Consider the following 9,829-nt stretch of genomic DNA (forward strand, 5'->3'; position numbering starts at 1 on the left):
TTGAAAGGGAGTCGGTTTCGGCGTGTTTGGCCTCAGCCTCAGTCGACCCGCGCGTCGACCACGACGTGCTGGACGCCCGCGCTGTGGCTCTTCACGACTCTGGTATCCAGAATCTCGCAGGTCCGCCCGGCCTCGGCGACCGCGGCCTCCAGCCGGGAGATGGGCCGGTCCCAGAGCCGCGCCTCGGGGGTGGCCTCGTGCATGTGGACGACTCCGCCATCGACCAGGGCCGCGAGCGCGCTGTCGAGACACTCGTGGGCCTCCCCCTCGCGTCCCTCGCCCGTCTCGTGGCCGTAGTAGCCCATCACCACGCGGTCGGCCTCGGTGTCGACGTCCCGGCAGTCCGCGCGGTAGGCGTCGATGCGGTCCTGGACCCCGTTCAGCATCGCGTTCTCGATGAGATAGCGGTACGACTCCGGGTTGATCTCCGCGGCGGTGACGTGCGCCCCCGCACGGGCCATCGGGAGCGTGAAGTAGCCGATGCCGGCGAACATATCGAAGACGCGTTCGTCCTCGCTCACGACCTCGCCCATCCGCGCCCGCTCCGCCTGATTGCCGGGCGAGAACATCACCTCGGAGAGGTCCAGCGCGTAGCGGGTGCCGTGTTCGGTGTGGACCACCTCGGTGTCGCCGAACCCCGCGATGGGTTCGACGTTCGGTTCGCGCGTCTGCCCGTCGATACCGCGGCGCGCGAGGACGGTGTCGGCCTCCCGGTGGAGTTCGAGCAATGCATGCCCGACCTCCTCGGGTCGCGGGCTCTCCTCGATATCGACGAGCACGGCGCTCCCGACGACGGCCCACGAGCTGGGCGCCCGTGTGAGCTCCTCGTCCGTCCACCCCTTCGCTTCGAGGTGGTCACGCAGGTCACGAATCCGGTGGGGGAGCTCGATGTCCTCGAACGCGCCGTCGGGGAGACGGTCGCCGAGGTCGAACGCCTCGGCGACGGGAATCGCGATCCGCTCACCCTCCGGCTGGACCTTCCGGGCGTCGTCGTACGCGTTCGCGGCCTTCGCCGCGTCGATGGCGTCCTGCGCGCGCTCGCGGGGGACGAGGAGCGCGAGGCCGTGGGCGTCGTCGCGCATCGGCTCGCGGCTCATTCCGCCTCGCTCGCGCCGTCCTCGGGAAGCACGAACAGCCCCTCTCGGGATTTGAGGACCGGGACCGTGTCCGCGTCGGGGTCCATGTAGTCCGGTCGGGGGATGGTCTTCGTCTCGAACGTCTCGGGGTCGAGCACCTGGACGGCGTGTTCGTCCTCGACCAGTACGACGGTCGCCTCCTGGGCGTCCTCGCGCGTCCCGAGTTTCGTCCCCTCCGGGGCGACCCCCTCCTCGAAGGCCGCCTCGTAGTGCTCGCCCGTCTTCAGCCGGACACCCTTGAGGTTCCCGTGGGCACTCCGGACGAGGACGGGTCCCTTCTCGTCGTCGTCCAGCGACACCACGTCGCCCGGCATGAACGGCGGGAGTCGCGCGACGAACGTCACCCGATACACCTCGTTCCCGTCGCCGTCCTCCGTGACGAGCGTGGGAGCCGTGGAGACCTTCCCCCCGAACTCCTTCACGATCCGGTGGGCGATGGCCTCCCCCATCTGGTTCGCGGAGATCTTCAGGTCCGCGCCGTCCGGGCCGCGCGTGATCTTCGTGATGAACGCGTTCCGGTCCCCCTTCTCCTCGCGGTCCGCGATGTAGTGCTCCGCGATCTCGATGGCCCGGTCGTTCTCTTCCTTCGTCGGCGTGCGGTTCGTGCCTCTGACCTGGACGATGGCCGCGTAGAAGTCGCCCGCGATGCGCCCGCAGCGTTGGCAGGTCTCCCGCGAGATGTAGACGGGGACCGTCACCTCCTCGTGGAGCGCCGTCTCCCGGATGACCCCCGTGAAGACGCAGTGCATGTTGATGGTGTTCTGGTCCACCTGCTCCGGTTCGACCCCCCACGAGACGTCCGTCGCCCCGACGTGGACCGCCAACTGCTCTGCCGTCTCGTCCACCGCGATATCCGTGTAGTCGTCCGCCCCGACGTCCACCCAGCGGTTGCCTCTGTGGACCGCGCCACACTGCGAACAGACCCGAATCTGGATGCGGTCCGGGGCATCCACGAGTTCGAAATCCTCGAAGTAACAGCTGTCACAGAGGACCGCATCCGGGTCGCGAGGCCCACCCGGGAGGTCCACGTCCGGCGGTCGCTCGATGGCGTCACCGCACCGGGGACAGAACTGCCGCGTCTCGCTCATTACCTCTTTTTCGTGGCTTGTGCCGTTTAAACTCCGCGTGTTTGGGGTTCTCGTGATGTTCGTGCGTTTGTTCTCGTGTTCGTGTTTGATTCGGTCTCGGGAATACCTGCAAGGCCATCTTTTGAGTCGGTGACAGGAACGAAAACACCTGCAAAGCCCTCGCGCTCTCGACTCGATGGGCTCGCTGCGCGCTTCGCTCACTGCGTTCGCTCCAGTGCTTGCGTCGCCCGTCTTCGCCGAGACCGCTCGCCCTTTGCGATTCCGCCAGGCCCGCACAGCCCCGCACCGCACCAGCCCTTCCCCGGCTCGCGCTGACGCTCACGACTGTTCGCGTCACGCGCTCGCGGCCACTCACAGTTGACGCAAGGCCGGAAGCCCACGACTTCAGTCGTGGGTAGCTGACAGGGCAAAACCCACCAGCGGACCCGCAAACACGGAGAAAGTTTACCTACGCGAATCGCGGAGTAAGGGTATATGAAATGGAAAGCGGACTGGGGGCTTCGTGGCAGGATGTTCGTCACGATGTTCCTGCTGTTTGCCCTCTACATCGTCTTCCTCGGCGTCCTCACGGCCTACTTCCAGTCGCTGTTCGCCGTGGTGGCGATCATGGGGCTGTTCATGCTCGGGCAGTTCTTCTTCTCCGATAAGCTCGCGCTCTACTCGATGGGCGCGAAGACGGTCTCGGAGGAGGAGTACCCCGAGTTGCACGCGATGGTCTCGCGGCTCTCCCAGCAGGCCGACCTCCCCAAGCCGAAGATCGCCGTGGCGGACTCGCAGGTGCCGAACGCCTTCGCGACGGGCCGGAGTCAGAAGAACGCCGCGGTGGCCGTGACGACGGGCATCATGCGGACGCTGAACCAGGAGGAGCTGGAGGGGGTCATCGCCCACGAGCTGGCGCACATCAAGAACCGGGACGTGATGGTGATGACCATCGCGTCGTTCCTCTCCACCATCGCCTTTCTCATCGTCCGCTGGGGCTGGCTGTTCGGTGGTGGGCGCGAACGCGGCGGGAATCAGGCGCCGGTCATCGTCGCCATCCTCGCCTCGCTCGTGGTCTGGATCATCTCCTTTCTCCTCATCCGGGCGCTCTCGCGCTACCGCGAGTTCGCCGCGGACAGAGGCGGGGCGGTCATCACGGGGAAGCCCTCGGCGCTCGCGTCGGCGCTGTTGAAGATCTCGGGCCGGATGGAGGCGGTCCCGAAGGAGGACTTACGGGAGCAGGCGGAGATGAACGCCTTCTTCATCATCCCCATCAAGTCCGGCGTCGTCGGGAAGCTGTTCTCCACGCATCCGGACACGGAGAAGCGCATCGAGAAGCTCCGTGAGCTGGAACGCGAGCTGGAAACCGCCTGACGATGGGCGTCTTCGACACCATCAAGCAGGCGCTCGGCATGGCCGCAGAGGCCGACGCGACCCGGAAGGCCGACCCGGAGGACCTGTTCGGGATGAGCACCGCGTACGTCACGATGGAGGCGGACCTCGATTATCACTCGGCAGGGGAGGCCGCGCTCTGTTTCTCGGGCGTCGACTCCACCGCGTTCACCCGCGCGAAGGAGGAGGTGGAGGCCATCCTCGACGCGGGCGGCGAGGAGACCGGGACGGTCGCCGACTTCCGACGTGACACCCACGGCTACGAGTGGGTCGTGCTCGCGGACCCCGATTTCGAGGACCTCGTCACCTCGATCCACTTCGCCGCCGACACGCTTATCGAGTCCGGCTTCGGCTCCCGGCTCCTGGCCGCGGTCTTCGCCTTCGAGCGCGACGGGGCGAACGCCTACTGGGTCTACTCCTTCCGCCGGGGCGCGTACTACCCGTTCGTTCCTGCTGGGGGCCACGAACGTGACGGGATGGCGGAGTTCAAACTGGAGTCCGTGCTGGAGGGAGAACTCGGCCTCGAGGCCGACAAGGAGTACTGGTACCCGCTGTGGCCCGACGGCGACACCCACCCGTGGGGTGCGGCGCTGGCCGACGACCGATAGGCGGAGCGGAACTGTTCTTTTCCCGGATAGACCCTCGGACACGGGAGCGTACGGGGCGACTCCCCACCCGCATTTTCACTTTCACTCTCCTGTTAACGTGGGTTTATACCCGAAGGGGCCACACGATGGGGTATGGCAAGTGACGCAGACCTCGAGGACCTTCCGGGCGTCGGCCCCGCAACCGCAGAGAAGCTCCGCGAGAACGGCTACGACTCCTATCAGTCCATCGCGGTCGCCTCCCCCGGCGAGCTCTCCAACACCGCCGACGTGGGCGAGTCCTCCGCCGCGGACATCATCCAGGCGGCCCGCAAGGCCGCCGACATCGGCGGCTTCGAGACCGGCTCGGCCGTGCTCGCGCGACGCGAGAAGATCGGCAAGCTCAAGTTCCTCATCGACGAGCTCGACGAGATGCTCGGCGGCGGCGTCGAGACCCAGTCCATCACCGAAGTCTACGGTGAGTTCGGGGCCGGCAAATCGCAGATCACCCACCAGCTCGCCGTGAACGTCCAGCTCCCGCAGGAGGTCGGGGGCCTCGGCGGCCGCTGTATCTTCATCGACTCCGAGGACACCTTCCGCCCGGAGCGGATCGACGAGATGGTCCGCGGGCTCCCCGAGGAGGTCATCGACGCGACGCTCGACGACCGTGAGATCGAGGGCACCGCGGACGACGAGGAGGCCCTCGTGGCGCTCGTCGACGACATGCTCGACAAGATCCACGTCGCGAAGGCGTTCAACTCCAACCACCAGATCCTCCTCGCCGAGAAGGCGAAGGAGATCGCGAAGGAGTACGAGGACGACGAGTACCCCGTCCGCCTGCTGTGTGTCGACTCGCTCACCGCCCACTTCCGCGCGGAGTACGTGGGCCGTGGCCAGCTCGCCAACCGCCAGCAGAAGCTCAACAAACACCTCCACGACCTCGACAAGGTCGGCAACCTCTACAACGCCGCGGTGCTGGTGACGAACCAGGTCCAGTCGAACCCCGACGCGTTCTTCGGCGACCCGACGAAGCCCATCGGTGGGAACATCCTCGGCCACAAGTCCACCTTCCGGATGTACCTCCGCAAATCGAAGGGTGACAAGCGTATCGTGAAGCTCGTGGACGCGCCGAACCTCCCCGACGGGGAGGCCGTGATGCGCGTGCAGGGTGTGGGCCTCAAACCCGAGTAAGGGTTACAGGTCGCTCCTCTCGAACGCCAGATAGCCGACCGCGACGGGCACGACCACCCACAGCACGAGGATACCGACAAGCGCCGCGTCGCTCAGGTACCACGGCAAGCTCCCGAACTGCTGGGCGTAGCTCTGTCGGGTGGGCGGGCTGAACAGCGACAGCTGTGCCCGCGGTGAGCCGATGGACGAGGCGACCATCTGGTACGCGGCGAGCGGGTTCAGCGCCCGGAACCCGAAGTAGACTTCCAGCAAGGCCTGCTGACCGAGGTCGAGTTGGCTCTGGAGCCGCCTGACGACCTCTCCCGCGAGCTGGCCCCACAGCAGTGCGAAGAAGGCGAACGGGACGAACGTCCCGATGGCCGCGCGGGTGTTCGAGTCCGTCGAGGCACTCACGCCGACGCCGATGGCGACGAACGCGAGGCCGACGAGGACGGTGAGCGCGGCGAACAGCAGGTAGTTCAGCGGGTCGAACGAGACGCCCGCGAGCGGGAACATCGGCACGGCGATGAGCAGGCCCAGGAGGACGGGCACCGCGACGACGGCCCCGCGCCCGAGCAGTTTCCCGACGACCACGTCGCTCCGGTCGTGCGGCAGCGAGAGCAGGAGCTTCAGCGTCCCCGAGGAGCGCTCGCCGACGATGGCCGCGTAGGCCACGACCGCGCCCGTAAGCGGGACGAACAGCCGCGTGATGTTCGAGAGCGACCGGAGGAAGCTGTTCGAGGAGAGGACGTTCCCCGCCTGCTGCTGGACGCTCCCGCCGATCTGGGTGACGAAAAAGAACGCCGCCGCGCCGAAGAAGACGACGAACAGCGTGGTGAGCGCGAGCAGGCCGCGCGAGCGCACGGCGTCGATGAAGTCCTTCCTCGCAACGGCGCGCACGGAGTCGGGGTTCATGCCGACCCCTCCGTGTACGCGGCGAAGATGTCTTCGAGCGAGGCCTCCCGCGTCGAGAAGTCACCGACCTCGACGCCGGCGTTCTCGAGCGCGTTCAGGACGGCCATCTTCACGTCGCCGTCGCAGCCGACGACGACGGTGGAGCCGTCCGCGTGCGCCTCGCTCACCCCGTCGATGGCCCGGACCGCGGCGAGCGCGTCGTCGTCCACGGAGCCGACCTCGATCTCGAGGGTCGTCTCCGCGCCGCTCGCCTCGCGGAGCCCTTCGATGGTGTCGGTGGCGACGAGTTCTCCCTGTCTCAAGATGCCGACGCGGTCACAGACCGCCTCGACCTGGCCGAGCACGTGCGAGGAGAAGAACACCGTCGCCCCGCGGTTCGCCTCCTCGCGGACGATGGTCCGCATCTCGCGGGCCCCGTTCGGGTCGAGGCCGGTGGAGGGTTCGTCCAGAATCAGGAGGTCGGGTTCACCGACGAGCGCGATGGCGAGCGCGAGCCGCTGGGTCATCCCCTTCGAGAAGCCGCCGGCCTTGCGGTCCGCGGCGTCGGAGAGACCCACGCGGTCGAGGAGGGCGTCGGGGGTGTCGTCCGCACCTTTCGATTCGATGGCGAACTCCAGGTGCTGGCGGGCGGTCAGGCGGTCGTAGGTGTCGTACCCCTCCGGGAGGACGCCCGTCCGCCGGCGGATGGCGACGCTCTCGTCCTGGGCGTCGTGGCCGAGGACGCGCGCCTCACCCGCGGTGGGTCGGACGAAGTCGAGGAGGACGTTGATCGTGGTGGATTTCCCCGCCCCGTTCGGGCCGAGGAAGCCGAACACCTCGCCCTCGTCGACGGACAGGTCGACGCCGTCGAGGGCGTGGACGTCGCCGAACCGTTTGGTGACGCCGTCCAGTTCGATAGCTGGCATACCCTTCGCTACCTCCCCACCACACAAAGGCCTTCAGGCCGCGGGTTGGGGAGCCTAGATTTCCTCGTCCGGGCCGTTGTTCGCCTGCACGCGCGCGACCTCCGTCCGGTAGCGCTCCACGAGGTCGTCGTCGACCGGGGTGAGCTTCCGTTCGGGCACGTCGTCCGCCGCGGTGACGGGGTTGTTCATCAGCATGTTCGCGGAGATCTCCTTCGTCACCGCGCGCTCGCCGTCGGGGGTGGCGTAGACGAGCGTGACGAGGTTCCGCGAGTCGTACGACCGCTCGACCAGCCAGCACTGGACCGTGTCCGTCATTGCCCCTCTTTCTCTGGGGAGGTGGAAAAGTCGCACGAAGGTTCATACCGGCGAGCGAGCACAGAGGGGGTATGGACGACGACCTCCTCTACGCCGGCGAGACGAAGCTCTTGGAGGCAACCGTCGGGGACACCCGACTGGTCGCGACGAGCCACCGGCTTCTCGTCTTCGGGGCGGCCTACCGGCCCATCGAGCGCCCGAACGTCGGGGGCGTCCGGACGCGGACCGTGAGCGAGACGGAGTCGCTCTCGTGGGGCGGACAGGCGCTCGTGCTCGGCGTCGCGTCGCTGGCTGGGGGAGTGCTCGCCCCCGTCGATGGCGTCGTCGGGGCCACGAGCATCGAGAACACCGCGGGGGTGCCGGGGCTCGGAGCCATCCAGTCCATCCTCTCGGCCATCGCGCTGCTGGACGAGGCGCTCCTCCTGCTGGGCGTGCTCGGGGTCCTCGTCGGGCTGTTCGGGGTCGCCATGTGGCTCGCCTCTCGCGAGCGCGTGGTCGAAATCGAGGTGGCGGGTGGCGACCCCGTCCAGCTATCGGGGGACGCGACAGCCGTCCGTGACCTGCTCACCGCGTGGGAGAAGGCCTAACCGCGCCGGCACCCAACCGAGAACGAATGCAGCCGAGCGAGGTCCGCGAGCGCGCGGGTGACCTCCCGCGCGACCCGGGCGTCTACCTGTTCGAGGACGGCGAGGGGACCGTGCTCTACGTCGGGAAGGCCGTGGAGCTGCGCGACCGGGTACGCTCCTACGCGGACCCACGGTCGGCCCGCATCGGCCGGATGGTGGCCCGCGCCGCGAGCATCGACTTCGCCGTCACGGACACCGAGACGCAGGCGCTCCTGCTGGAAGCGAACCTCATCAAGCGCCACCAGCCGAAGTACAACGTCCGGCTGAAGGACGACAAGTCCTACCCGCTCGTCCAGCTCACGAGCCACCGCGCCCCCCGCATCGAGAGCACCCGCGACCCGAACGAGGGGGCGACGGTGTTCGGCCCCTTCACGAGCAAACGGCGGGTGGAGACGGTCATCAAGGCCCTGCGAGAGGCGTTCGGGCTGCGGGGCTGTTCGGACCACAAGTACGCGAACCGGGACCGCCCGTGTCTCGACTACGAGATGGGGCTGTGTACCGCGCCCTGCACGGGCGAGATCGAGATTCCCGAGTACCGCGAGGACGTGACGAGAGCGAAGCGCTTCCTCGAAGGGGAGACGTGGGTGCTCGCGGAGCCGCTGCGCGAGGAGATGGAGGCTGCCGCCGGAAACCGGGAGTTCGAGCGGGCCGCGAACCTCCGTGACAAGCTGGAGGCCGTGGAGGCGTTTCATTCAGGGGAGGCCGAAGCCGTCCACACCACCGAGGAGCGCGCCGTCGACGTGCTCGGGGTCGCCGTCGAGGGCGAGCGAGCCACCGTCGCGCGGCTCCACAGCGCGGATGGAAAGCTCGTCGACAGAGAGCAGCACCGCATGGACGCCCCGGAGGACACCGAGCGGGTGGCTGCGGTGCTCTCCGCGTTCCTGACGCAGTTCTATGCAGAGCGGGAGTTCCCCGACGCCATCCTGCTCCCCGAACGGCCGGACGACCCCGACGTGATTTCGTGGCTCGAACGCGAGGGCGTCGCGGTCCGGGTGCCGGGCGGGGGGCGGGAGGCCACGCTCGTCGACCTGGCGGTCAAGAACGCCCGCCGTCGCTCGGGGGGCCGGGACGAGGGGGCGATGCTCGGCGAGGCGCTGGGGCTGTCGCGAATCACGCGCATCGAGGGGTTCGACGTGAGCCACGCACAGGGGAAGGCCGTGGTCGGCTCGGACGTCTGTTTCGTCGACGGCGACCCCGAGAAGGCCGGGTATCGAAGAAAGAAACTCACCGAGCGGAACGACGACTACGCCAACATGCGGGAGCTGATTCGCTGGCGGGCCGAGCGCGCGGTGGAGGGCCGCGACGACCGCCCCGACCCCGACCTGCTCCTCATCGACGGCGGGGAGGGGCAGCTGAACGCGGCACGCGAGGCGCTGAACGAGGTGGGCTGGGACGTGTCCGCCGTCGCGCTCGCCAAGCAGGAGGAGCTCGTCGTCACCCCCGACCGCACGCACCGGTGGCCGGACGACGCGCCGCATCTCCATCTCCTCCAGCGCGTGCGCGACGAGGCCCACCGGTTCGCCGTCGCCTACCACCAGAGCCTGCGCGACGAGGTCCGGTCGAGGCTCGACGACGTGCCGGGCGTCGGCCCCGAACTCAGAACGCGGCTACTCCGGCGGTTCGGCTCCGTCGAGGGCGTCCGGAACGCGAGCGAGTCGGAGCTCCGGGACGTGGACGGGGTGGGCGAAGCGACCGCGGAAGCGCTCTCACGCCTGTGAC

General features: G+C 68.2%; 10 protein-coding genes. 5 read left to right on the forward strand and 5 right to left on the reverse strand.

From position 1 onward, the window contains the following. Positions 1-38: 38 nt before the first annotated feature. Together ACQUQR_RS09535 and ACQUQR_RS09540 are read right to left on the reverse strand one after the other, a co-directional pair. A complete protein-coding gene (locus tag ACQUQR_RS09535) occupies positions 39-1,097 on the reverse strand; it encodes a class I SAM-dependent methyltransferase (protein WP_435196230.1) in 1,059 nt (352 codons plus the stop codon). Next, on the reverse strand, positions 1,094-2,224 hold the full coding sequence (locus tag ACQUQR_RS09540) for a 60S ribosomal export protein NMD3 (protein WP_435196231.1): 1,131 nt from the start codon (positions 2,222-2,224) through the stop codon (positions 1,094-1,096). The genes ACQUQR_RS09535 and ACQUQR_RS09540 overlap by 4 nt, the downstream gene beginning before the upstream one ends. Before the next feature lie 474 nt (positions 2,225-2,698). Between ACQUQR_RS09540 and htpX the strand changes: the two genes are divergently transcribed. From htpX to radA, 3 genes are all read left to right on the forward strand, one after another. After that, positions 2,699-3,577, forward strand: coding sequence for a zinc metalloprotease HtpX (gene htpX, locus ACQUQR_RS09545; protein ID WP_435196232.1), 879 nt, complete (start codon positions 2,699-2,701; stop codon positions 3,575-3,577). A 2-nt stretch (positions 3,578-3,579) separates the two neighbouring features. Next, a complete protein-coding gene (gene pspAB / locus ACQUQR_RS09550) occupies positions 3,580-4,203 on the forward strand; it encodes a PspA-associated protein PspAB (RefSeq protein WP_435196233.1) in 624 nt (207 codons plus the stop codon). 132 nt (positions 4,204-4,335) lie between these two features. Further along, on the forward strand, positions 4,336-5,370 hold the full coding sequence (radA, locus tag ACQUQR_RS09555; RefSeq protein ID WP_435196234.1) for a DNA repair and recombination protein RadA: 1,035 nt from the start codon (positions 4,336-4,338) through the stop codon (positions 5,368-5,370). A 3-nt stretch (positions 5,371-5,373) separates the two neighbouring features. Here the strand turns inward: radA and ACQUQR_RS09560 are convergent, their stop codons facing one another. The 3 genes from ACQUQR_RS09560 to ACQUQR_RS09570 are packed head-to-tail and all read right to left on the reverse strand — an operon-like array spanning position 5,374 to position 7,484. Then, on the reverse strand, positions 5,374-6,264 hold the full coding sequence (locus tag ACQUQR_RS09560) for an ABC transporter permease (RefSeq protein ID WP_435196235.1): 891 nt from the start codon (positions 6,262-6,264) through the stop codon (positions 5,374-5,376). Then, positions 6,261-7,169: an ATP-binding cassette domain-containing protein gene (locus tag ACQUQR_RS09565; RefSeq protein WP_435196236.1), complete on the reverse strand. Its 909-nt coding sequence runs from the start codon at positions 7,167-7,169 to the stop codon at positions 6,261-6,263. The genes ACQUQR_RS09560 and ACQUQR_RS09565 overlap by 4 nt, the downstream gene beginning before the upstream one ends. Positions 7,170-7,223: 54 nt before the next feature. Further along, positions 7,224-7,484 (reverse strand): hypothetical protein, encoded by a 261-nt coding sequence (locus ACQUQR_RS09570; RefSeq protein WP_435196237.1) that lies wholly within the window; start codon positions 7,482-7,484, stop codon positions 7,224-7,226. Between the two features lie 71 nt (positions 7,485-7,555). Here ACQUQR_RS09570 and ACQUQR_RS09575 point away from each other — a divergent pair, with 71 nt between their 5' ends. Together ACQUQR_RS09575 and ACQUQR_RS09580 are read left to right on the forward strand one after the other, a co-directional pair. Beyond that, positions 7,556-8,071 carry a hypothetical protein gene (locus ACQUQR_RS09575; protein ID WP_435196238.1) on the forward strand — a complete coding sequence of 172 codons (516 nt, stop codon included), beginning with the start codon at positions 7,556-7,558 and terminating at the stop codon, positions 8,069-8,071. Between the two features lie 26 nt (positions 8,072-8,097). After that, positions 8,098-9,828 carry an excinuclease ABC subunit C gene (locus ACQUQR_RS09580; protein ID WP_435196239.1) on the forward strand — a complete coding sequence of 577 codons (1,731 nt, stop codon included), beginning with the start codon at positions 8,098-8,100 and terminating at the stop codon, positions 9,826-9,828. The last annotated feature ends 1 nt before the right edge of the window (position 9,829 follow it).

Origin of the sequence: Natronomonas sp. EA1 (genome assembly GCF_051195035.1) — an archaeon.
Lineage (GTDB): Archaea > Halobacteriota > Halobacteria > Halobacteriales > Haloarculaceae > JBNTJV01.

Coding starts and splice junctions, on each gene's coding strand:
- ACQUQR_RS09535 (WP_435196230.1), bottom strand. CDS start 1,097: ATGAGCCGCGAGCCGATGCGCGACGACGCCCACGGCCTCGCGCTCCTC.
- ACQUQR_RS09540 (WP_435196231.1), bottom strand. CDS start 2,224: ATGAGCGAGACGCGGCAGTTCTGTCCCCGGTGCGGTGACGCCATCGAG.
- htpX (WP_435196232.1), top strand. CDS start 2,699: ATGAAATGGAAAGCGGACTGGGGGCTTCGTGGCAGGATGTTCGTCACG.
- pspAB (WP_435196233.1), top strand. CDS start 3,580: ATGGGCGTCTTCGACACCATCAAGCAGGCGCTCGGCATGGCCGCAGAG.
- radA (WP_435196234.1), top strand. CDS start 4,336: ATGGCAAGTGACGCAGACCTCGAGGACCTTCCGGGCGTCGGCCCCGCA.
- ACQUQR_RS09560 (WP_435196235.1), bottom strand. CDS start 6,264: ATGAACCCCGACTCCGTGCGCGCCGTTGCGAGGAAGGACTTCATCGAC.
- ACQUQR_RS09565 (WP_435196236.1), bottom strand. CDS start 7,169: ATGCCAGCTATCGAACTGGACGGCGTCACCAAACGGTTCGGCGACGTC.
- ACQUQR_RS09570 (WP_435196237.1), bottom strand. CDS start 7,484: ATGACGGACACGGTCCAGTGCTGGCTGGTCGAGCGGTCGTACGACTCG.
- ACQUQR_RS09575 (WP_435196238.1), top strand. CDS start 7,556: ATGGACGACGACCTCCTCTACGCCGGCGAGACGAAGCTCTTGGAGGCA.
- ACQUQR_RS09580 (WP_435196239.1), top strand. CDS start 8,098: ATGCAGCCGAGCGAGGTCCGCGAGCGCGCGGGTGACCTCCCGCGCGAC.